General features: G+C 54.8%; 16 protein-coding genes. 10 read left to right on the plus strand and 6 right to left on the minus strand.

Annotation, left to right across the window (positions count from 1 at the left end; all coding sequences use genetic code 11):
* Positions 1-135: 135 nt before the first annotated feature.
* From ybeY to pheS, 4 genes are all read right to left on the minus strand, one after another.
* Positions 136-576 carry an rRNA maturation RNase YbeY gene (gene ybeY / locus NQ495_RS07540; RefSeq protein WP_009133556.1) on the minus strand — a complete coding sequence of 147 codons (441 nt, stop codon included), beginning with the start codon at positions 574-576 and terminating at the stop codon, positions 136-138.
* A 96-nt stretch (positions 577-672) separates the two neighbouring features.
* Positions 673-1,869 (minus strand): murein hydrolase activator EnvC family protein, encoded by a 1,197-nt coding sequence (locus tag NQ495_RS07545; protein ID WP_009133555.1) that lies wholly within the window; start codon positions 1,867-1,869, stop codon positions 673-675.
* Positions 1,866-3,608, minus strand: a complete 1,743-nt coding sequence (locus NQ495_RS07550; protein ID WP_009133554.1) for a tetratricopeptide repeat protein — start codon at positions 3,606-3,608, stop codon at positions 1,866-1,868. The genes NQ495_RS07545 and NQ495_RS07550 overlap by 4 nt, the downstream gene beginning before the upstream one ends.
* Positions 3,609-3,628: 20 nt before the next feature.
* Positions 3,629-4,660: a phenylalanine--tRNA ligase subunit alpha gene (gene pheS, locus NQ495_RS07555; RefSeq protein WP_009133553.1), complete on the minus strand. Its 1,032-nt coding sequence runs from the start codon at positions 4,658-4,660 to the stop codon at positions 3,629-3,631.
* Positions 4,661-4,826: 166 nt separating this feature from the next.
* On the opposite strand from pheS, the gene NQ495_RS07560 reads away from it, so the two are divergent.
* Both NQ495_RS07560 and efp read left to right on the plus strand, forming a co-directional pair.
* Positions 4,827-7,124, plus strand: coding sequence for a patatin-like phospholipase family protein (locus NQ495_RS07560; RefSeq protein ID WP_009133552.1), 2,298 nt, complete (start codon positions 4,827-4,829; stop codon positions 7,122-7,124).
* A 210-nt stretch (positions 7,125-7,334) separates the two neighbouring features.
* Positions 7,335-7,901: an elongation factor P gene (gene efp / locus NQ495_RS07565; RefSeq protein WP_009133551.1), complete on the plus strand. Its 567-nt coding sequence runs from the start codon at positions 7,335-7,337 to the stop codon at positions 7,899-7,901.
* A 143-nt stretch (positions 7,902-8,044) separates the two neighbouring features.
* Here the strand turns inward: efp and mtgA are convergent, their stop codons facing one another.
* Entirely contained in the window at positions 8,045-8,776 is a 732-nt protein-coding gene (gene mtgA / locus NQ495_RS07570; RefSeq protein WP_040294164.1) for a monofunctional biosynthetic peptidoglycan transglycosylase, read from the minus strand.
* 225 nt (positions 8,777-9,001) lie between these two features.
* Here mtgA and nifJ point away from each other — a divergent pair, with 225 nt between their 5' ends.
* Complete coding sequence (nifJ, locus tag NQ495_RS07575) at positions 9,002-12,571, plus strand: pyruvate:ferredoxin (flavodoxin) oxidoreductase (RefSeq protein WP_009133549.1); 3,570 nt, start codon at positions 9,002-9,004, stop codon at positions 12,569-12,571.
* 267 nt (positions 12,572-12,838) lie between these two features.
* On the opposite strand, the gene NQ495_RS07580 is transcribed toward nifJ, so the two are convergent.
* Positions 12,839-13,141 carry a hypothetical protein gene (locus tag NQ495_RS07580; protein ID WP_009133548.1) on the minus strand — a complete coding sequence of 101 codons (303 nt, stop codon included), beginning with the start codon at positions 13,139-13,141 and terminating at the stop codon, positions 12,839-12,841.
* Positions 13,142-13,337: 196 nt separating this feature from the next.
* Between NQ495_RS07580 and trkA the strand changes: the two genes are divergently transcribed.
* The 7 genes from trkA to ruvB all read left to right on the plus strand — a co-directional run bounded on the left by trkA (position 13,338) and on the right by ruvB (position 22,197).
* Positions 13,338-14,678 carry a Trk system potassium transporter TrkA gene (trkA, locus tag NQ495_RS07585; RefSeq protein ID WP_009133547.1) on the plus strand — a complete coding sequence of 447 codons (1,341 nt, stop codon included), beginning with the start codon at positions 13,338-13,340 and terminating at the stop codon, positions 14,676-14,678.
* Between the two features lie 78 nt (positions 14,679-14,756).
* A complete protein-coding gene (locus NQ495_RS07590; RefSeq protein ID WP_009133546.1) occupies positions 14,757-16,265 on the plus strand; it encodes a GH3 auxin-responsive promoter family protein in 1,509 nt (502 codons plus the stop codon).
* Between the two features lie 212 nt (positions 16,266-16,477).
* Positions 16,478-17,440, plus strand: a complete 963-nt coding sequence (locus tag NQ495_RS07595; RefSeq protein WP_009133545.1) for a D-2-hydroxyacid dehydrogenase — start codon at positions 16,478-16,480, stop codon at positions 17,438-17,440.
* 189 nt (positions 17,441-17,629) lie between these two features.
* Positions 17,630-18,817: a glycosyltransferase gene (locus tag NQ495_RS07600; protein WP_009133544.1), complete on the plus strand. Its 1,188-nt coding sequence runs from the start codon at positions 17,630-17,632 to the stop codon at positions 18,815-18,817.
* Positions 18,818-18,940: 123 nt separating this feature from the next.
* On the plus strand, positions 18,941-19,552 hold the full coding sequence (locus NQ495_RS07605) for a deoxynucleoside kinase (RefSeq protein ID WP_009133543.1): 612 nt from the start codon (positions 18,941-18,943) through the stop codon (positions 19,550-19,552).
* On the plus strand, positions 19,552-21,141 hold the full coding sequence (locus NQ495_RS07610) for a methyltransferase RsmF C-terminal domain-like protein (RefSeq protein WP_009133542.1): 1,590 nt from the start codon (positions 19,552-19,554) through the stop codon (positions 21,139-21,141). The genes NQ495_RS07605 and NQ495_RS07610 overlap by 1 nt, the downstream gene beginning before the upstream one ends.
* Positions 21,142-21,192: 51 nt before the next feature.
* Positions 21,193-22,197: a Holliday junction branch migration DNA helicase RuvB gene (ruvB, locus tag NQ495_RS07615; protein ID WP_009133541.1), complete on the plus strand. Its 1,005-nt coding sequence runs from the start codon at positions 21,193-21,195 to the stop codon at positions 22,195-22,197.
* Positions 22,198-22,201: the final 4 nt, after the last annotated feature.

The following is a 22,201-nucleotide window of genomic DNA, read 5'->3' on the forward strand; positions in this document are numbered from 1 at the left end:
TATTTAAGCTGTATTGCCCTGAAACGGACGGATATTTTTGCTTAAACAAAATCCGGCCGAGACTTCCTTGTGTTGCCACTCTCGGCCTGCCCTTTTTTCTTTCTATATCAGTTACTGTTTTTCTTGCTTTCAATTTTACTCGCCTTCGTCGTGCGCTTCCCGGATCGCCAGGTATTTATCCTCGAGCGCATGCATGTGCGCCTCTTCTTCAGGCGTTTTGTCTCCATACCCCAACAGGTGCAGCACTCCGTGGATGATTACGCGTGCGAGCTCGTTTTCGAACGGTACGCCGAATGTCTGCGCATTGGCACGCACGGTATCGATGCTGATCATCAGGTCGCCCGAAATAATCTTTTTTTCCGTATCCGTGTAATCGAACGTGATGATGTCAGTATAATAATCGTGCGACAAGTATCGCCGGTTGATTTCCAACAGTGCCGTGTCCGAGCAGAAGACTACTGTAATATCTCCGGTGCGATGGCCCTCCGCCTTCGCTGTGCGGCGTATCCAGTCGGTCGTTTTTCTGCGTCCACTGAAGCGGAAAGAGCAATCCTGCGTCTGATATTGTACGGCCATTCCGGCGTAATTTTTATTAGTTTTTAATAAGCTATAATATTATACTTTATTAATGTATAATATCTGTCTTGTTGTTATTTTTTTGTAATCAGCCGGTTACCTTCTGAGCCATTGTTCCGGGTTCAGGTTTTCTGTTTCCTTCCAGATCTCGAAATGCAGCACGCAGTCATCGCTGTCGTCACTGTTCGAGAGGCGCCCGATCACTTGGTTCAAGGTCACTTTATCCCCCGTTTTCACATTTACGCTGGCCAGGTTCGAGTAAGTGGTCAGGTAGTTACCGTGGCGGATTATGACGGTATTGTTGAGTCCCTGCACGAAGACAATCTGGGTGATATCGCCCTCGAATACCGCACGTACTTCCGCGCCGCTTCCCGAAGCGATATTGACGCCCTTGTTGTTTACCATCAAACCTTTCTGTGTGGCGTGCGGATGGACGCCGTAGCGGTCTACGATCACGCCTCCGCGGACGGGATAGGGCAGCAGGCCTTTGTTTTGGTCGAACCGTCCCGACAGGTTCGCGATGTATTCCTCCTGCGCGGCCGATTTCGGAGTCGCGCGGTTTTTACGCGCCTCTTCGGCTATAATCGCCTGAATACGCTGTTGCAGTTTGTTGATCTGGCTCTGTTTTTTGCGGATTTCCGACGACAGTTTACCCGATTTCGTATTGATTTCGGACAGGGATGATTGGTACTGCTTTTCATCTTTGCCTAACGAGGAGACCTCTTGTGTACGCGTGTCGCGGACTTTGGTCAGTTCCGCTTTCCTGTTTTCGAGCTCTCCGATCTGTACGTGAAGCGAATCGGCTACGGATTTAATCTGTTCGGCTTTCTGCTGACGCATGCGGTTGTAGCGGCGCATGTAGGAGATACGTCGCGTGGCGTCGTTGAAATCCTTCGAAGCGAACAGAAAGACGAGAAAATTGTTCAGTTTGTAGTTCTTGTAGGCAGCATAAACCATATCCGCGTACTCTTTCCGCAATTGGGTCAATTCGTTCTGCATCGCGTGAACGGTGTCGTTTTTGGTGCCGATATCGCCGTTGATCACCTGGGTTTGTTTTTCGAGGTTCGCGATGATCTGCTTACGGTTGCGAATACGATTCTGGATCAGTTTGAGTTGGTTTTGGGTTACCTGCTTATCTTTTTTTGTTTTGGCCAGCAGTTCGTTTGTGGCGCGAATCTCCTCTTCGGCCCTGCGGATTTCGTCACGCAGCGCATTGAGACTTTGGTTTTGCGCCGCGAGGTTCAGTGCGCAAAAGAGCGCTGCGAGAATTAACAGCAAACGGGGTCGGTTCATTTTGTCTCTACCTGTTTAAGTCGTTTGTCTATCTCTTCTGAATCGTATCCCTTCTCCCGGGCCTTTTCCCAGTAAAAAACGGCCATGAAGTTATCTTTCAGCGCATAGAGGATGTCCCCGTAATGCAGGAACAATTCGTCGCTGCCGCTTTGGTCCAGAGCAAGGGCCTGCTGCATGAGCGTTTTGGCCTCTTCGTACCGCCCCAGCTTAAAAAGCACCCAGGCCCGCGTGTCGAGGTAGGTCGGGTTGTTTGGCGACAGTTCACAGGCTTTTTCAGACATTTTATCGGCCAGCGACAGTTTTTCGTCTTTTTCGCTCAGGTAATAGCTGTAATTGTTGAGAATCATAGAATTGTCCGGATCGTACTTCAGCCCCTTGCGGTAATAGCCGTAAGCGCCCGGACCGTCTTCCATTTTCTGCCTGTTGTCGCCCAATGTTCCGTAAATCACACTTCGCAGCGAATCGGTACGGGTCAGTTTCAATGCCTTGAGAAACTCCTTTTCCGCACCGGCATAATCTTCCATGAAGTAGAACATGCCGAATCCTTTGCGCAGGTAAAATTCGGGATCGGACGGAAATTTTTCGAGCGCCAGTGTGGTGTATTTGGCTACCGAATCAGGATGTTTGAGGTATGACTCCATGTCGAGAATCTCGGTAAATACCTCCCGTTGCGGTGCCGAGTCGGTGACATGGGATTTGTAGAGTTGCAGCGCACCTTCGAGATTGCCCGATGAAATCAGGTGGTTGCCGTACAGTTGCGTGATGCGAAAATCGTTCGGGTTTTTGATTGCCAGATCCGAGATCAGGTTGTTGATCTGGAAAAAATTGGCGCGGTAGAAATCTTTCGAAGAGGTGATCTCTTTGAAGAAATCTATCTTCGTCTCGAGCGGAATGTCGTTGGCTTCGAATAGCTGGCGGGCTGTCGAGAGGAAATTCACGTCGTCGCCCCGGCGTTTGTAAAATTCGTTCAGCGAGACCAATACCTGTGTATTGTTGGGGCTGAGCGTCCGGGCCTGCTTGTAGGCGTCCAGCGCCAGCGAGTCGCGTCCTATCGCCGCATAGGTTTCGGCCAGTGCGACGAAATTCGAGGCATCGTACGGGAAGTTTGCCGTCAGTTCCTTGGCTTCCCGGAGCGCTTTATCGTACAGTTTTACATTGATCAACAACTGCCGTTTGTAGCCTGACACTCCTTCGATGATCCCGAAACGGGTTTCGGCCGTGTCGAGTACCGAGATGGCCGAAAAAGGCTGTCCCTGCTGTTCGTACAAAGCTGCGAGGCGTACGTAGTTATCGGGATTGCCTGGTGCGAGTTTCAGCAGTTTGTTGTAAACCCGCAGCGCTGAATCGTAAGCTTTCGTTCCCAGATAGAGCTGTCCGAGTTGGGTGAGATACCACGTATTCGCCGAATCGAGCCGCAAAGCGTTGCGGCTGTAAGGAATTGCCTGTTGGGGTGTTTGGGCAAACAGGTTGGCCAACTCGTAATAGGTCGGTGCGTGCAGCGAATCCAGTTTGAGCACCTCGCCGAACAGTGCGGCGCTGCGACGGGGATCACCGTGCATCAGGCTGTTTTTGAGTCCTTCCGTATAGAGGAAAGTGGCCCGTTCCGGTGTCGGATAGTATTTGGCGGCACGCACGGTCGGATCTGCCGCAGCCCCCCGCGACCCTCCGTGCGAAACGACGGAGCAGGAGAGGAGAACGGTGGCCGTAACGGCGATATAGAACAAGTTGCTTCCCTTCATAGGCTTGGATCGGTGGGGGATTAGATCACCGAATCGAACTGGCGCAGGAACCTGACGTCGTTTTCAAAATAGAGGCGCAGGTCTTTCACTCCGAATTTCAGCATTGCGATCCGTTCAACTCCCATGCCGAATGCGAAGCCGGAATATTTTTCCGGATCGATACCCGATGCCTCGAGTACATTGGGGTCTACCATTCCACAGCCCATGATTTCGAGCCATCCGGTGTGCTTGCAGACGTTGCATCCCTTGCCCCCGCAGAGGTTGCAGGAGACGTCTACTTCGGCCGAAGGTTCGGTAAACGGGAAATAGGAGGGGCGCATACGGATCCGGCTCTTCTCGCCGAACATCTCTTTGGCAAAGTAGAGGATGCTCTGCTTCATGTCTGCGAACGAGACATTTTCGTCGACGTAGAGTCCTTCGACCTGATGGAAAATGCAGTGCGCGCGGTACGAGATAGCCTCGTTGCGGAACACGCGGCCCGGGCAAATCACGCGAATGGGCGGTTTCTGGTGCTCCATCGTGCGGACCTGAATCGAACTGGTGTGCGTGCGCAGCAGGATATCGGGGTTCTTTTCGATGAAGAAGGTATCCTGCATGTCGCGGGCCGGATGTTCGGGCGGAAAGTTCAGGGCCGAGAAAACATGCCAGTCGTCCTCGATTTCAGGGCCTTCGGCTACCGTGTAGCCCAGGCGCGCAAAAATGCTGACGATCTCGTTTTTGACCAATGAGATCGGATGGCGGCTGCCGATAGGATCGTTGCTGCCCGGGCGGCTCATGTCGATCCATGCACCGCTGTCGGCGGTGTTGTTCTCGCTGTTTTCGAGTTCGGTTTTCAGGGCATTGATCTTTTCGATCGCACGGGTCTTCAGCGTATTGATTTTCTGACCCAGTTCCCGTTTCATTTCGGGGGCCACGGTTTTGAATTCGTCCAGGATGTCGTTGAGCTGACCCTTACGGCCGAGCAGCCGCACGCGGAACTCTTCGATCTCCGCCGCAGCCTGCGGTTTGAACTCTTCAACCCGTTTGAGCAGGTCGTTTATTTTCTCAATCATCTTTATTGTTGGCTGTTTTTTCGCTATATTTACACGTTATAGTAAAAGAATTCCGATCTTTGAACGTTTTCAATAGACGGACACCCTTCAGGCCGGTGCGATACGGATCGTAAACCTTAACCGTTCGGGGTTATTTAACAGACAAAGTTAAGAATTTATTTTGAAGATGACCCACCTCAGAGGCATAATTACGCTGATCCTGCTGCTCTCGGCCACGCTGGCATCGGCCCAGCGCGTGGGACTCGTGCTGAGCGGCGGGGGCGCCAAAGGGCTTTACCACATCGGCGTGATCAAAGCTTTGGAAGAGAACGGCATTCCGATCGATTATGTGTCGGGTACCTCGATGGGTGCGATTATCGCGGGCCTGTATGCTATCGGTTATACTCCGGAGCAGATGGCGGAAATTTTCGAATCGAACCAGATCAAATACTGGATGTCCGGCAAGATCGAGGACAAATATATCTATTATTTCAAACAGCGCCGGCCCAATGCCGCAATGATTACGCTGCGGATCGATTTCCGCAATCCCCAGCGGATAGCGAAATTGCAGCTCCCGACGAGCTTGATTCAGTCGAACACACTCGATCTGGCTTTCGTCGAATTTTTCTCGGGACCCTCGGCCCAGTGCGGCGGTGACTTCGACAAGCTTTTCGTTCCGTTCCGCTGCATCGCTACCGACGCGGCCGCACGCAAAGAGGTGGTTTACCGCGGGGGGGATCTCGGCAAAGCGATCCGCGCGTCGATGACCATTCCGCTCGTATTCCGCCCGATCAAACAGGATTCCACGCTACTTTACGACGGCGGCATCTACAACAACTTCCCGTGGCAGGTGTTGCAGGAGGATTTCAAGCCGGATATCCTCATCGGCAGCAAATGTGTCGAAGGCAACTCCAAACCCAAGGAAGACAACCCGATGGAGCAGATCCTCGCGCTGACGATGATGCATACCGATTATGACCTTCCTTCGGACGAAGACATTCTGATAGACCATACGTTCGACGATGTGACGACGCTCGATTTCAGTAAAGCGGCTTATGTGATCGACCGGGGCTATCAGGACGCGATGGCTAAAATGCCGCAGATTCTCGAGCGTGTCGTGCGCCGGGCCGACACTACAGAATTGGACCTGCGCCGGGCGGCTTACCGCATGTCGTTGCCGAAACTGGTGTTCGACAAGTACGAAATCAGCGGGATGGGCAAGAAGCAGACGCAGTACATGAAGCGGATTTTGCAGCTCGACAAAAAACTCGAAGAGCAGAAGTTGTTCGATTTCGACCAGTTCCGTTCCGAATATTTCAAAATGCTATCCGAAGGCGAAATTGAGGGCGATTTCCCTGACGTCGCTTATAACGACACGACCAAATCGTTTCAGTTGGATCTGCACCTGCGCACCAAACCGAGCCTCAAGTTGATGTTCGGCGGTAATATCTCTTCCACGTCGATGAACCAGGCTTATGTGGGAGTAGAGTACCGGCGGCTCGGACGCAACATGCATACCTACAATTTCGACGGTTATTTCAGCGCGCTTTACTCTTCGGTCTTCGTCGGGGGACGGAACGACTTTTTCTGGAAAATTCCCTTTGCGGTCGATTACGGATTTTATTACAACTACTACAACTTTTTCAAGAGCGACTTCGGGATGCTCTCCAAGCATAACGACCTGAGTTTCGCCAAGCAGGGCGACCTGCACCTGACCGCCGGGCTGAGCATGCCGACCGACCGTTTCCAGGCTTTCTCGATGCGTTTCAACATTGGCCGGGAAAATTTCCGCTATTTCCAGAGCACCGGTCATTCGGACGACGATGTGATGGACCAGAGCCGGTTTCCGTTCCTGGGCGTCAAACTCGAACTGGCCCGCAACAATCTCAATTACCTGATGTATCCCACACGCGGACTCAGGCAGTCGATCTCGGCGATCTATGTCAGCGGATTGGAATACTATACCCCCGGCACGTTTGCACCTACGGCGGATCGCGTCGAGGAGAACCGCTACTGGTTCGGGGCCCGGTTTACACGCGAGCAGTACTTCCGCATTGCGAAGTGGTTTTCACTCGGCTACTTGGTCGACGGGGTGATTACGACCCATCCGTCGTTCTCGAACGAATATGCGACGAACATCTCTTCGCCCGCCTTCCAGCCGACGCCGCACAGCCGGCTGGTTTACCTGAAGGATTTCCGCAGCAAGTCGTTTATTGGCGGTGGAATCATCCCGACGTTCGAATTCGGACCGAGGTTCTATTTGAAAAACAGCGTTTATGCGTTTTTGCCGGAAGATGCGAACAAAAGTACGGCCGACGTGCGCAAGCGGTTACGCTACATTTTCAATTCATCGCTGGTGTACCAGACGCATATCGGCCCGATCAGCCTGACCCTGTCGAAATATGATGCGACGACGAGCCACAACTGGTTCCTTACCTTTAATTTCGGCTTTATGTTGTTCAACGGAAGCGGCCTATTCTATTGATCTGAAAAGGATCGGGAAAATGCGACCGATTTCCTAATCAATATCAAATTGGTTTCAAGGCGTGAAACACCTGTTCCGGAGGCAATTTTTATCTGGGGACTGTAGGATTTTCTGATGAAGGGATTCCTTGTGCGGATGGCTGTCGGGCGGTCCTGGTTTGTTATTTTGCGAAAAAAACGCTATTTTTGCACTCACAAAAAAATTACACAGATGGCAACAACAGCAGATATTAAAATCGGAATGTGCATCGAATTCAACGGTAAGACCATGCAGATCGTTGATTTCCAGCATGTAAAACCGGGCAAGGGGCCTGCATTCGTCCGTACGAAACTCAAGAACCTGGAAAACGGCCGTACGATCGACAATACCTTCACGGCAGGGGTTGCCATCGAACCGGTTCGCGTAGAACGCCGTCCTTACCAATACCTGTACGAAGACGATATGGGTTGCAATTTCATGCACACCGAGACGTTCGAACAGATTATAATCAACCGCGACCTGATTGATAACTCCGACCTGATGAAAGAGGGCCAGGTAGTGGAAGTGATGTTCCACACCGAAAAAGAGACCGTACTCTCTGCAGAGTTGCCGCCGATCATCGACATGGAGGTGACTTATACCGAACCGGGTGTCAAAGGCGATACCGCTTCGACCAACTCGCTGAAACCCGCTACGGTCGAGACCGGTGCTACGATCAAGGTTCCGCTGTTCATCCAGACCGGCGAGAAAATCCGCGTCGATACCCGCACGCGTGAATATTACGAGCGCATCAAATAATTACCTTTCATAAAATCTATACCGGAGCCGCTCCCCAAAGGGAGCGGCTTTTTTGTGTTGCCGTACAGCCCTATGGCGGGTATCTTTCCGGCGAGCGTACTATTTGTCTGTTGCCGGACGTTTTTAAACGGATCGGGGAGGGATTATTTGCGGCGGTCTCGAGCCGGGACAACCGGTTGGGGATCGTTGAAATCGACTGGGGGAAGCTTGCTCATCAGCGAGCGCACCTGTGCCGCACGGCGTACGACATAAGACGAAGGTGCGGCGATTTTCATCCGGATCGGATTGGGCAGCACCGAGGCGATCATCGATGCCTCGTGGCGGTTGAGGTGCTCGGCCGTTTTGCCGTAGACCTGCCGTGCGGGAGCTTCGACGCCGTACATGTTCTCACCCGTTTCGATCACATTAAGGTAGACTTCCATGATACGCCGCTTGTCCCAGAAAGTCTCGATCAGGAAGGTATAATAGGCTTCGACTGCTTTGCGCGTCCAGGTACGCGACGGGAGGCAAAAAACGTTCTTTGCGGTTTGTTGCGATATGGTGCTGCCTCCGCGGATGCGGCCCCCTTCGCGGTTCTCGTCGAGCGCCTTGTTGATGGCGTCCCAGTCGAAACCGCGGTGGGTGAGGAAATTGTTGTCTTCGGTGGCGATCACTGCCCGTACCATCGAGAGGTTGATGCGGTGCAGCGGCACCCAGTTCGATTGCACGGAGAGCCCCTTGTCCGGGAAGTTTTCTACCAGGCGGAGCACCTTGAGCGGAGTCACAGTGACGGGTATCACCCTGGCGATGAGCACAGAACTCACCGAGAGCGTGAAGAAGAAGATCGCCAAATATACAAGCAGCCGTCCGAGGTATCGCATTTGGGTATTTTTCATTTTACGGATCGCGCGGGTTTCTGGCCGGAGGCCCGGCGCTTCCGGTTACAAAAATAGCGGTAAAATGGATACGATAGCTTCTAAAATGGGTTTTCCGGGTAAAATTAATGCCGTTTATTTTGAGACGGTTTAAAATAATAGAAGTATATTTGCACGGATTATGCTTTCCGTAATCTGTTTTTTAACGCCGACAAAACACATATTGACATAATAGTTTATTGTAAGATGGCACAGAAAAAATTTATTACTTGTGACGGTAACTATGCAGCGGCACACATCGCGTATATGTTCAGCGAGGTGGCTGCTATTTACCCCATCACGCCGTCGTCGACGATGGCCGAATTGGTGGACGAATGGGCTGCACAAGGCCGTAAGAACATCTTCGGCGAAACGGTCAAAGTGGTCGAGATGCAGTCCGAGGCGGGCGCAGCCGGTGCAGTGCACGGTTCACTGCAGAGCGGCGCGCTGACTTCGACGTTCACCGCTTCGCAGGGGTTGCTGCTGATGATCCCCAACATGTACAAAATCGCCGGTGAACTGCTCCCGGGCGTGTTCCATGTTTCGGCCCGCGCCCTGGCTGCGCAGAGCCTTTCGATCTTCGGCGACCATCAGGACGTTATGGCAACCCGCCAGACGGGCTTTGCGATGCTGGCTACCAGCAGCGTGCAGGAGGTGATGGACCTGGCCGGACTGGCCCATATCCTGTCGATCAAATCCCGCGTGCCGTTCATGCATTTCTTCGACGGTTTCCGTACGTCGCACGAGATCCAGAAGATCGAGCTGATCGACGACGAGGCACTCAAAGGATTGCTCGACCAAAAGGCACTCGCCGAGTTCCGCCAGCGTGCGCTGAATCCCGAGCACCCCGTTACGCGCGGTACCGCCCAGAATCCCGACATCTATTTCCAGTCGCGTGAGGCCGCCAACCGTTTCTACGATGCGATTCCCGACATGACCGCCGAGGCGATGGTCCAGATCAGCAAAATTACCGGCCGCGAGTACAAGCCGTTCGTTTACTATGGCGATCCCGATGCCGAGAATATCATCATCGCGATGGGTTCGGTGACCGAGACGATCAAGGAGACGGTCGATTACCTGCGTGCCAAAGGCGAGAAAGTGGGCGTTATCACCGTACACCTGTACCGTCCCTTCTCGGCTAAATACCTGCTGAACGTGCTGCCGAAAAGCGTGAAACGTATCTGCGTGCTCGACCGCACGAAGGAACCGGGCGCGAACGGCGATCCGCTGTACCTCGACGTGAAAGATATTTTCTACGGTCAGCCCGGCGCCCCGATGATTATCGGCGGTCGCTACGGCCTCTCGTCGAAAGACACCACTCCGGCGCAAATGCTTGCCGTGTTCAACAACTTGAAAGCCAATGAACCGAAAAATCAGTTCACGGTCGGCATCGTCGATGATGTGACTTTCAAGTCGCTGCCTGTGGGCGAGGAGATCAGTCTGGCCAAACCGGGTACGTTCGAGGCGCTGTTCTTCGGATTGGGTGCTGACGGTACGGTGGGCGCAAACAAAAACTCGATCAAAATTATCGGCGGTTCGACCGATAAATATTGCCAGGCCTACTTCTCTTACGACTCAAAGAAATCAGGCGGTTACACTTCATCGCACCTGCGCTTCGGCGACAAACCGATCACGTCGCCTTACCTGGTCACTACCCCCGACTTCGTAGCCTGCCACGTACCTTCGTACGTCGATAAATACGATGTGCTCAAAGGACTGAAAAAAGGCGGTTCGTTCCTGCTCAACAGCATCCACGATGCCGAGACGACCAAGGAGACGCTGCCCGACCACATGAAGAAATACCTGGCCGAGAACCAGATCAACTTCTACATCATCAACGCGACGAAGATCGCGATGGACCTCGGACTGGGCAGCCGCACGAACACGATTATGCAGAGTGCCTTCTTCAAGATCGCGAACGTGATTCCGTTCGACAAAGCCGTCGAGGAGATGAAGAAAGCGATCTACAAGACTTACGGCAAAAAAGGCGAGGAGATCGTAAGCATGAACTACGCCGCTGTCGATAAGGGCGGTGCAGAAGTGCACAAGGTGGAAGTTCCTGCAGAATGGGCCGACATTACGGTCAAGGAGAACGGTGCCGCTGCCGACGATGTTCCCGAATTCATTTCGAAAGTCGTTCGTCCGATCAACGCCCTTAAGGGCGACGATCTGCCGGTGAGCGCATTCCTCGGCCGCGAAGACGGTACGTGGGATGCCGGGACCGCTGCTTACGAGAAGCGTGGTATCGCCGTGAACGTTCCGCAGTGGTTGAGCGAGAACTGTATCCAGTGTAATCAGTGCGCCTATGTCTGCCCGCACGCTGTGATCCGTCCGTTCCTGCTGACCGACGAAGAGGTTGCCGCCGCTCCCGAGGGCATGACGACCCTGCAGGGTGTCGGTGCGACGAAGGCTTACAAGTTCCGGATCCAGATCAGCCCGCTGGACTGCACCGGCTGCAGCAACTGCGCCGATGTCTGTCCGGCTCCGACCAAGGCTCTGGTGATGAAGCCGCTCGAATCGCAGCTCGACCAGGAGAAATACTGGGATTACCTGACCAAACACGTGGGTTACAAGGATACCGTGGTCGACAAGACCAAGACTGTGAAAAACAGCCAGTTCGCACAGCCGCTCTTCGAGTTCTCGGGTGCTTGTGCCGGTTGCGGCGAGACGCCTTACATCAAACTGATCACGCAGATGTTCGGAGACCGGATGATGGTTGCCAACGCTACGGGTTGTTCGTCGATCTACGGCGGTTCGGCACCTTCGACCCCTTACACGACCAACAGCAAGGGTCAGGGTCCGGCATGGGCCAATTCGCTGTTTGAGGACAATGCCGAGTTCGGCCTGGGTATGCACCTTGGTGTGGAGAAACTGCGCGAGCGCGTGGCCCTGAAGATGCAGGACGCCATCGCCAACTGCAGTTGCTGCTCGGCTGAGCTGAAGGCTGCGATGCAGGAGTGGATTGACGGCAAAGACAGCAGCGCGCTGAGTGCCGCAGCCAGCGAGAAACTCATTCCGATGATGGAGGCCTGCGGCTGCGATACCTGCAAGGAGATCCTCGAGTGGAAACAGTATTTCGTGAAAAAATCGCAGTGGATCATCGGCGGCGACGGTTGGGGTTACGATATCGGATTCGGCGGCGTGGACCATGTGCTCGCTTCGGGTGCCGATGTCAACATCCTGATCCTCGACACCGAGGTTTATTCGAATACGGGCGGACAGTCGTCGAAGGCCACCCCGGTGGGCGCCATCGCGAAATTCGCCTCTTCGGGCAAGCGTATCCGCAAAAAGGATATGGGAGCCATTGCGATGACCTACGGTTACATTTATGTGGCGCAGGTTTCGATCGGAGCCAACCAGAACCAGTATTTCCAGGCGATCAAGGAGGCCGAGGCTTATCCCGGTCCGTCGCTGATCATCGCTTACGCACCGTGTATCAACCACGGCATCAAGGGCGGTATGACCCGCACTCAGACCGTCGGCAAAGAAGCTGTAGCCTGCGGTTACTGGCAGCTGTGGCGTTACAACCCGATGCTCGAAGAGCAGGGCAAGAATCCGTTCTCGCTCGACTCGAAAGAGCCGGATTGGAGTAAATTCCGCGAGTTTATCCTCAAGGAGGTGCGCTATTCGTCGCTGACCAAACTTTTCCCGGCCGAGGCCGATGAGTTGTTTGCCGCTGCGGAAGAGAACGCCCAATGGCGCTACAATACCTACAAGCGTTATGCTGCGATGAATTTTGCGGATGAAAAAGGGGAGCCGGTGCTTCCGAAACAATAGTCCGCTGAGATAGCAAACGACCGGGGCCGCATTGTAAAATGCGGCCCCGGTTTTATTATTTGTGGATTCCGCGACAGGATCGGAACCAAGGTGCGGTGTACTGACAGTTAATTAATACGAACGGGTTGAAGGATTATCGGATAGGATATAGGTAGATGGATATACGAATGATGAACTGAAGGTCCAGAAAATATCCGCATCCCGTATTTATCCGCAGAAGGGTTGCAGGGCCGGGAGCATTTTTCCGCACAGGAACGAGCCGGAGGACTAGCGCTTCGTGGATGCCGCATCGCATGGCGACATACACGTACAGCAGTCGGCCGTTCCGTTCGTTTCCGGATTACAGACCACGCAACCGGTTTCGGTGGGATTTGTACCCTCGGATCGCTTGCTTTCTTCGCGCATAAATTCGCCCGCTGTGCACCGGATGCCGCGTTGCCGCATGTGACGGTTCGTGCCGATCTCGGAGTCGATCGGGTGCCCCTTGAATATCTGTGTGAGCGACAATCCGAGTACGAACAACGCCACCGCCCCGATGGCAATTACGAATATGATCCAATCAGTCATCATCGTTACGATTGCTTTGGAATTTATACCCCTTTTGGAAAGGGAATGATGCAAAGTCCGTACAAAATTATAAATTTGTAAAGATTTCCGGTTTTTTCTTTCCGGAACCCGGTCTCCGTCCGGTTGTTGGATGTTTCGGAAAACGCAAACGGACCGGAATTTGCGGAGAGTGGGACAATATTAATCTGAGATATCATTCATGAGGATAGTCATATCGGGAGTAGGGGAGGTGGGAACCCACCTGGCGAAAATGCTCAGCGGCGCTTCGCACGATATTACCGTGATCGACGACGACCCGAAACGGATCGAAGAGGTCGCGGGAATGGCCGACGTAGTTACCATCGAGGGTGACTGCACGACTTTTGCCGTACTGAAAAAAGCGTCGGTGCGCAAGGCCGATCTTTTCATCGCGGTGCGTCCCGAAGAGTCGATCAATATCATCTCGGCCGTGCTGGCCAAACAGCTTGGCGCCCGCAAGGCGATCGCGCGGATCGATAACAACGAATACCTCGAACCCAACAACAAGGAGATGTTCATCAACATGGGCATCGACTACCTGTTCTATCCCGAGAAAGTGGCTGCGCGCGAGGTGATCAATCTGCTGGGGCACACCAGTACGACCGAATATGTCGATTTCTCCGGAGGGAAACTTTCGCTGGTCGTCTTCAAGCTCGACAGTTCTTCTCCGCTGATCGGGCGGACGCTTATCGAAGTGACGGCCGACCGGGAAGCACTGCCGTACCGTACCGTGGCCATCTCCCGCGACGGCGATACGATTATTCCGCGCGGTAGCGACCAGTTCCAGGAGGGCGACACAGTCTATGTGATCGCTAACCAAAACGATGTCAAATCGCTGATGGTCTTTTCGGGCAAGCCCAATATCAAGGTCAACAACATCATGATTCTCGGCGGCAGCCGGATCGGCGTGCGAATCGCTACCGAACTGCAGGACGAAGCGAACGTCAAACTGGTCGAATACAATCCGGATAAGGCCTACAAGCTGACCGAGACGCTCGAAAAAACGCTGATTATCAGTGATGACGGCCGCAATATCGACTCGATGATCGAAGAGGGGTTGAGCAACATGGATGCTTTTGTCGCCGTGACGGGGCGTTCTGAGACGAATATCCTCGCTGCTATGGTGGCTAAGCGATTGGGAGTCAAGAAGGTAATTGCCGAAGTCGAGAACCTGAACTTCATCAACCTGGCCGAGAGCATGGGTATCGATACGATCATCAACAAAAAGCTGATTACGGCGAGCAACATCTTCCGCTTCACGATGAATACCGATGTACAGGCGATCAAGTGCCTGACCGGATGTGATGCCGAAGTGCTCGAATTCATTGCGAAACCCAACTCCCCGGCGACGAAGGGACAGATCCGCGAATTGGATTTTCCGCACGATGCGGTGATCGGCGGGATTGTGCGCGGCGACCGCAGCTATATCGCTACCGGCAGCATGGAGATCAATGCATTCGACCGGGTGGTGGTATTCGCCCTGCCGTCCGCCATTGCCAGAATCGGCCGTTTTTTTAGTTAGAGCGCTGAAAGAAATTCCGGATGCCGCCGGAGGAGAGTGCGTCTCTGTTGGTTTATAAATCAGAAAATAGCAAAGGATATGTCCCTGCTGACACAACTGGTCAATCTCTTTTTTTCGCAGCGGCGCGGCGAAATCGATTTTTTCATGCAGCATCCCGCCCGGGTGCAGCAGCAACAGCTCGAGCGGCTGCTTACCCAGGCCGGCGGTACCGTATTCGGCCGGGATCACGGTTTCGGTAAGATCCGGACTTCGGAGGCTTATGCCGCGGCTGTGCCGGTAGCCGACTACGACTCGTTCAGCGAATATATCGGGCGTACGCGGACCGGCGAGCAGAATGTGCTGTGGCCTACCGAAATCAAATGGTTCGCAAAATCGTCGGGTACCACCTCGGCCAAAAGCAAGTTCATTCCGGTGAGCGACGAAGGGCTCAGCGGTTGCCACCTGCGCGGACCGATGGATGTTATTTGCTTTTTTGCAGGGCTCTATCCCAAAAGCGGGGTGTTCGGGGGACGCACGCTGACCCTCGGCGGCAGCCATCGTTTGGAGAGTACGGGCGGCCGGGCTCAGGAGGGAGACCTTTCGGCGATCCTGATCGAGAACACGCCCAAATGGGCCTCGTGGCGCCGTACGCCGCGCCCCGAAACGGCGCTGATTCCCGATTTCGAAGAGAAGGTGCAGGCGATTTGCCGCGAGGCGGTGCCGCAGCGGGTCACGTCGTTTGCCGGCGTACCGTCGTGGAACCTCGTGCTGATGAACCGAGTGCTCGAATATACCGGCAAACAGAACATTCTCGAAGTGTGGCCCGAAATGGAGCTCTTCGTGCACGGCGGCATGAATTTCAACCCTTACCGCGAACAATACCGCCGCATTTTCCCGTCCGACACGATGAAGTACATGGAGACCTACAACGCTTCCGAGGGCTTTTTCGCTATTCAGGACGATCCTTCTCGTGACGACATGCTGCTGATGCTCGACTATGGCGTCTACTACGAATTCCTGCCCGTTTCCGATCTGGGCGATCCGTCGAAGGCGGTACCGCTGGAAGGGGTGAAACAGGGTGTCAATTACGCGATGATTATTTCGACGAGCAACGGGTTGTGGCGCTACCAGATCGGCGATACGGTCGAATTTACGTCGCTCGCACCCTACAAAATCAAGATTACGGGTCGTACGAAGCATTTTATCAATGCGTTCGGCGAGGAGTTGATTATCGACAATGCCGAAACGGCTTTGCAGGCCGCGTGCGCGGCGACCGGGGCGCTGGTCAGCGACTATACCGCCGGACCTATCTATATGGGGGATCGGAGCAAAGGTTCTCACCAATGGTTGATCGAGTTCAACCGTGCGCCGGAGGATATGGACCAATTCACGGACTGTTTGGACCGGGAGCTGCAACACGTCAATTCCGATTATGAGGCCAAACGTTTCCGCGATACGACCCTGATGCGTCCGACTGTTACGGTGCTTTCCGAGGGTGCTTTTTACCGCTGGATGAAGTCGCGGGGAAAGACCGGCGGACAGAACAAGGTGCCGCGCCTCTGTAACGACCGGACCTATATCGAGCAGTTGCTCGCGATAGAAAAATAGCCTGATAAGGATCATAGTAGTTCTGCCGTCGAAGGGTGAGGGGACTGTGTCGGGCCGCTTTTAGGCGTGGTTTATGGATCGGTGTTTGTCTGGTGTGGTAGCCCGAAGCGAGGGGATCACCTGCCAAGATAAATTGCTGGGAAATGCAGGAATGTTATTCGTGCTGATTCCTGCCTCGATAAACGCAACCGAAGTAAAAGAACAAGATAACGATGAAAAAAATAGTGGTTTTAGACGGCTATGCGATGAATCCGGGCGACCTGTCGTTCGACGGCATCGAGGCGTTGGGCGACTGTACGGTTTATGATTTTACGAAACCCGGCGAAGTGCTGGAGCGCGCCAAAGATGCCGAGATACTGTTGTCGAATAAGACGCGGCTGACGGCGGAGACGATAGCGGCGCTCCCGAAACTCGAATACATCGGCATCCTCGCCACCGGCTACAACAATGTCGACCTGGAGGCCGCCCGCAACCGCGGAATCGTCGTGGCGAACGTTCCCGCCTACAGTACCGCTTCGGTGGCGCAACTCGCCTTTGCACATATTCTGAACATCACGATGCAGGTGCAGTACCATTCCGAACAGGTACATGCCGGACGCTGGGTGCGCAACCGGGACTTTTGTTTCTGGGACAATACGCTTCTCGAACTTGCGGGCAAGACAATCGGGGTGGTAGGTTTCGGCCATACCGGAGCGGCGACTGCGGCCATTGCACTCGGTTTCGGGATGAAGGTGGCGGCCTATACTTCCAAACCTCAGTCGCAGCTTCCCGAAGGGGTGCGTTCCGTATCGCTCGACGAGCTGTTCCGGCAGAGCGATATCGTGAGCCTGCATTGTCCGCTGACGCCCGAAACGCGGGGAATGGTCAATGCGGCCCGCATCGCACAAATGAAACCGACGGCTATCCTGATCAATACCAGCCGCGGACCGGTGGTCGACGAGCAGGCGCTGGCCGATGCCCTTAATGCGGGGCGTATCTATGCCGCCGGGGTGGATGTACTTTCGTCCGAACCCCCGAAGCCGGACAATCCATTGCTGAGCGCGAAAAACTGCTGCATCACGCCGCACATGGCCTGGGCGACGAAAGAGGCCCGCCAGCGGCTGATGGCCGTCACGACCGATAACCTGCGCGCGTTTTTGGCAGGCCGTCCCGTCAACGATGTTACGCGCAGGTGATTTTACGGGGGTAGCCGCCTCGCGGTCCGGGGCGCCGGCAATCCGCAATGCCGTTGCCGTTTCACTCCCAACGGACCGCCGTCATGTTTTTGGGCCGACCCCCAGCCGGTTTTGCGTTTATACGCACCGAACGGAAACCGTACTTTTAAACTGAACCATACCCAACCGATCCAATCTCAACTGACCGAAATGGAGTCGCAGGAAAAACACACATTGAAATCCGTTGTCATACTCGGCCCGGCCTATCCTTTCCGGGGGGGGCTGGCGACCGTTAATCAGGCTTTGGCCCGCACATTTACCAAGATGGGCATTGCCTGCCGTATTTTTACCTTTACGACACAATATCCGTCGTTGCTGTTTCCCGGAACGACCCAGTTCAGCAGCGATTCCGCTCCCGAAGGAATCGATATCACGCGGGAGGTAAGCAGCGTTAATCCGCTGACGTGGATTCGCGCAGGGTGGAGGCTCCGCCGCGCAAAGCCCGATGCGGTGATCGTCCGCTACTGGATTCCGGTGATGGCTCCCGCTTTCGGTACGGTCTGCCGCATCGCACGGCGAGGCGGCGTGCGTACGATCGCCCTGTTGGACAATGTGATCCCACATGAAAAACGGCCGTTCGACAAATGGCTGACCCGCTATTTCCTGGGGTCGATCGATGGGTTTGTCTATATGTCCGAACAGGTGCACAGCGACTTGCGGCTCTTCACGAAGACGAAGCCGGCTGTTTTCTCTCCGCATCCGATGCTGGACGGTTACGGCGAGCCGTTGCCGCGCGGGGAAGCCTGTGCTGCCCTGGGACTCGACCCGGCATTGCGCTACACGATGTTTTTCGGTTATATCCGGGACTACAAAGGGCTCGACCTGTTGCTCGACGCGTGGGGCATGTTGAAACGTGAGGGCAAACTCGAAGGACACAAATTGATCGTGGCGGGTGAATATTACAGCGGTAAGGAGCGTTATGCCGAACAGATCGACGCTCTCGGGATCCGCGGCGATCTGGTGTTGATGGACCGTTATATCTCCGACGGTGATGTGGCGAAGCTCTTTTCCGCCGCCGATCTGGTGGTGCAGCCGTACCGCCACGCGACGCAGAGCGGCGTGACCCAAATCGCCTACTGGTTCGACGTGCCGATGGTGGTGACCGGGGTGGGAGGCTTGCGGGAGCTTGTTCCCGACGGTAAGGTCGGTTACGTGACCGAACCCGATGCGGCGGCGATTGCGGCGGAAATCGATCGGTTTTACCGGGAAGGGAAAGCGGCGGAGTTCCGTGCCAATATTCTCCGGTTCCGCGAACGGTTCACCTGGGAGCGGATGATCGGAAACTTTCGCAGTTTGTATGACCGGATAGCGGGAACGCAACCGGGACAAAAGCGTTAAAAGGCTTGCCGTGGTGTTGAAATAGGGATTCCGCGGAAAAAATATTATTTTTGTTGAGGACCGGGCTGTGACCGGCCGTAACCGTCGTAAAAAAGCGTCGGATAAAGCGTAAAGATTCAGATCATGTATATCGCCATTGCCGGAAATATCGGTTCGGGAAAGACTTCCCTGACCGGAATCCTCGCCGAACGGACCGGTGCGAGGGCCTATTACGAAGATAGCGACAATCCTTATATCGGGGATTTCTACGAGGATATGAACCGCTGGTCGTTCAATCTGCAGATCTATTTTCTCGGGCAGCGCATCCGCGAGGCGGCGGCGATCCTCTCCGAAGGGGCAGATTTGATTCAGGACCGTACGATCTACGAAGATGCTTATATTTTCGCGTCGAACCTGCACGGGCTGGGATTGATGTCTTCGCGCGATTTCGATACCTACATGAAAATTTTCGACCTTGCCACGGGATTGATCCGCAAACCCGACCTGTTGATTTATCTCAAAGCGAGCGTCCCGACCCTCGTCAAACAGATTAAGAAACGCGGACGTGCTTACGAGGCCAGCATTCAGGAGGGTTACCTCGAACAACTGAACCGGAAGTACGAAGAGTGGATCAACAATATTTACCAAGGCGAAGTGATGACGATTGATGTCGATACGGTCAATTTCATCGAGAATCCGTCGTTGCTCGACGGCGTCGTGGCGCGTATCGCCGAATTTAAAACACGAGGCCGCTGATGGTGAAGCGATCGTTGCCCCGTCGGCCGTCTTCCTTCTCGTCCAGGCGCGCGGCCGCGTTGCCGGGAGAGATCGAAACAACGGAAATCCAGCCGTTCCCGGTTGGGTTCTGCCGCAGCACCGAAGAGTTGCTCGGCGGTAGTGACGCACGCTCTCTTTTGGCTGCGCTCGATACCCCGTCGCCCGTTTCGGTGCGTTTCAATCCTTATAAAGTTCAGGGACCCTCCGGGCAACGGATATCCGGAAACGATCCTTCGGTAAATCCGACGGGTGAATCCGTTGTTGTTACCGGAGGAAATCCTATCGATTCAGCTCCCTTTTCGCAGGGGACGGATTCCGGAGGGACGCCGTTGATCCGTCCGGCCCGACTGGCCGGGAACGAAGTGCCTTGGTGCCGGTACGGGTACTACCTGCCGCAACGTCCTTCGTTTACGCTCGATCCGGCGTTTCATGCGGGAGCCTATTATGTGCAGGAGGCCGGGTCGATGTTTGTCGAGCGTATCTTCCGGCAATTGTTCGAACCGGATACCCCGTTGCGCATACTCGATCTCTGTGCCGCTCCGGGCGGTAAAACGACGTTGCTTTCGACCCTGGCCGGTGCGTCGGGGTTGGTTGTCGCCAACGAAGTGATCCGCCAACGGGCCGGGACGCTTGTCGATAACGTACGCAAATGGGGAATCGGGAATACCTTAGTGACGAACAACGATCCGTCGCATTTCGCGTCGCTGCGTCACTATTTCGACCTGGTGCTGGTCGATGCTCCGTGTTCGGGCGAGGGGATGTTCCGCAAAACGCCGGGAGCCCGCACCGAATGGAGCGAAGCCAATGTGAAACTTTGCGCTGCGCGCGGACGGCGCATCCTCGGCGATGTGTGGGAGGCGCTGCGTCCCGGCGGAATTCTCGTTTACAGTACCTGTACGTTCAACGTACAGGAGAACGAGGAGACGGTCGAGTGGCTTGCATCGGAGTACGATTGCGAACCGGTGGACGTTACGGCAGATCCGGCCTGGGGTATCGTACAGGGGGAGGCAGCCGGAATGGCGACCTTCCGTTTTTTCCCGCACCGCGTACAGTCCGAAGGGTTCTTTGCCGCCGTGCTGCGTAAAGGCGACGGTAGGGTCAGGGTGCAGGTTCCGAAACCCCGCAAAGCGATATTTGCACCGTTGGCGCGCCGTGAAGGCGAAGAGGCGGCCCGTTGGGTCGGCCAGCCGCAGCAGATGCTTTTCCAGCGGGTCGGCGAGAATATCCATGCCTATTACGCGCCGCAGTTTCAGGCTGTGCGGGAAATATCCGAGAGCCTTTCAGTACTTTGTTCGGGGGTGTTGTGCGGTCAGCTTTTCGGAGGAAAGCTGCGGCCGGAACATTCGCTCGCGCTGTTCCATGACGTTTCGCGCCGGCAGGTTCCGGTTGTGGAATTGTCGCCCGATGAAGCGGTCGCTTATCTGCGCAAGGCGGATATCTCCCCGGTCAGGTTGCAGGAGGGAATCAACCTCGTCACCTTCGACGGCCTGCCGTTGGGATGGATCAAACGCATCGGCGCACGCAGCAACAACATGTACCCGAAGGAGCTGCGGATCGTCAACCTGTAAAATTGGAACCGCCGTTTGTTTCACTCTCCATTCTCGCTATCTTTGCATCGTATGTCCAATATCCGCAACATAGAGACCGACCTCGAGTTCGAGAACAAAATCCGTCCGCAGGAGCTGACCTCGTTCAGCGGGCAGGATAAGATCGTCGACAACCTGACGGTCTTCATCCAGGCGGCCAAGATGCGCGACGAGGCGCTCGACCATGTGCTGCTGCACGGTCCTCCGGGACTCGGCAAGACGACGCTGGCCAATATCATCAGCCGCGAAATGGGGGCTTCGCTCAAGATGACCTCCGGTCCGGTGCTCGACAAGCCGGGCGATCTTGCGGGGTTGCTGACGAACCTCGAAGAGGGGGATATTCTCTTTATCGACGAAATCCACCGGCTCAGTCCGATCGTGGAGGAGTACCTCTATTCGGCGATGGAGGACTACAAGATCGACATCATGCTCGACAAAGGTCCCAGCGCCCGGTCGATCCAGATCGAACTGAATCCTTTTACCCTGGTAGGCGCCACCACGCGCAGCGGACTGCTGACCAGTCCGCTGAGGGCCCGTTTCGGTATCCAGTGCCATTTGGAGTATTACGACAGCAATGTGCTTTCCGGGATTATCCGCCGCTCGGCGTCGATTCTGGACGTGCCGATCGATGATCAGGCGGCCTGTGAAATCGCGATGCGCAGCCGGGGTACGCCCCGTATCGCCAATGCGCTGCTGCGCCGCGTGCGCGATTTTGCGATGGTTAAAGGAAAGGGGCATATCACGTTGGAAATTACCCGTTATGCGCTCGAGGCACTCAATATCGACTCGCGCGGTCTCGACCAGATGGACAATAAAATCCTCGGTACGATCATCCATAAGTTCGGCGGCGGCCCAGTGGGGCTCGGTACCGTAGCGACGGCCGTGAGCGAAGATGCCGGAACGATCGAGGAGGTGTACGAACCGTTCCTGATCAAGGAAGGTTTCCTTAAACGCACGCCCCGCGGCCGTGAAGCGACCGAACTCGCCTATTCCCACCTGGGCGTCGTTCGCCCCGATCGCCAGGAGACGTTGTTTTAATCCC

Origin of the sequence: Alistipes indistinctus YIT 12060 (assembly GCF_025144995.1) — a bacterium.
Lineage (GTDB): Bacteria > Bacteroidota > Bacteroidia > Bacteroidales > Rikenellaceae > Alistipes_A > Alistipes_A indistinctus.

Excerpts from the sequence above, each read along its gene's own strand:
- ybeY (WP_009133556.1), bottom strand. The coding sequence starts at position 576 with ATGGCCGTACAATATCAGACGCAGGATTGCTCTTTCCGCTTCAGTGGA.
- NQ495_RS07545 (WP_009133555.1), bottom strand. The coding sequence starts at position 1,869 with ATGAACCGACCCCGTTTGCTGTTAATTCTCGCAGCGCTCTTTTGCGCA.
- NQ495_RS07550 (WP_009133554.1), bottom strand. The coding sequence starts at position 3,608 with ATGAAGGGAAGCAACTTGTTCTATATCGCCGTTACGGCCACCGTTCTC.
- pheS (WP_009133553.1), bottom strand. The coding sequence starts at position 4,660 with ATGATTGAGAAAATAAACGACCTGCTCAAACGGGTTGAAGAGTTCAAA.
- NQ495_RS07560 (WP_009133552.1), top strand. The coding sequence starts at position 4,827 with ATGACCCACCTCAGAGGCATAATTACGCTGATCCTGCTGCTCTCGGCC.
- efp (WP_009133551.1), top strand. The coding sequence starts at position 7,335 with ATGGCAACAACAGCAGATATTAAAATCGGAATGTGCATCGAATTCAAC.
- mtgA (WP_040294164.1), bottom strand. The coding sequence starts at position 8,776 with ATGAAAAATACCCAAATGCGATACCTCGGACGGCTGCTTGTATATTTG.
- nifJ (WP_009133549.1), top strand. The coding sequence starts at position 9,002 with ATGGCACAGAAAAAATTTATTACTTGTGACGGTAACTATGCAGCGGCA.
- NQ495_RS07580 (WP_009133548.1), bottom strand. The coding sequence starts at position 13,141 with ATGATGACTGATTGGATCATATTCGTAATTGCCATCGGGGCGGTGGCG.
- trkA (WP_009133547.1), top strand. The coding sequence starts at position 13,338 with ATGAGGATAGTCATATCGGGAGTAGGGGAGGTGGGAACCCACCTGGCG.
- NQ495_RS07590 (WP_009133546.1), top strand. The coding sequence starts at position 14,757 with ATGTCCCTGCTGACACAACTGGTCAATCTCTTTTTTTCGCAGCGGCGC.
- NQ495_RS07595 (WP_009133545.1), top strand. The coding sequence starts at position 16,478 with ATGAAAAAAATAGTGGTTTTAGACGGCTATGCGATGAATCCGGGCGAC.
- NQ495_RS07600 (WP_009133544.1), top strand. The coding sequence starts at position 17,630 with ATGGAGTCGCAGGAAAAACACACATTGAAATCCGTTGTCATACTCGGC.
- NQ495_RS07605 (WP_009133543.1), top strand. The coding sequence starts at position 18,941 with ATGTATATCGCCATTGCCGGAAATATCGGTTCGGGAAAGACTTCCCTG.
- NQ495_RS07610 (WP_009133542.1), top strand. The coding sequence starts at position 19,552 with ATGGTGAAGCGATCGTTGCCCCGTCGGCCGTCTTCCTTCTCGTCCAGG.
- ruvB (WP_009133541.1), top strand. The coding sequence starts at position 21,193 with ATGTCCAATATCCGCAACATAGAGACCGACCTCGAGTTCGAGAACAAA.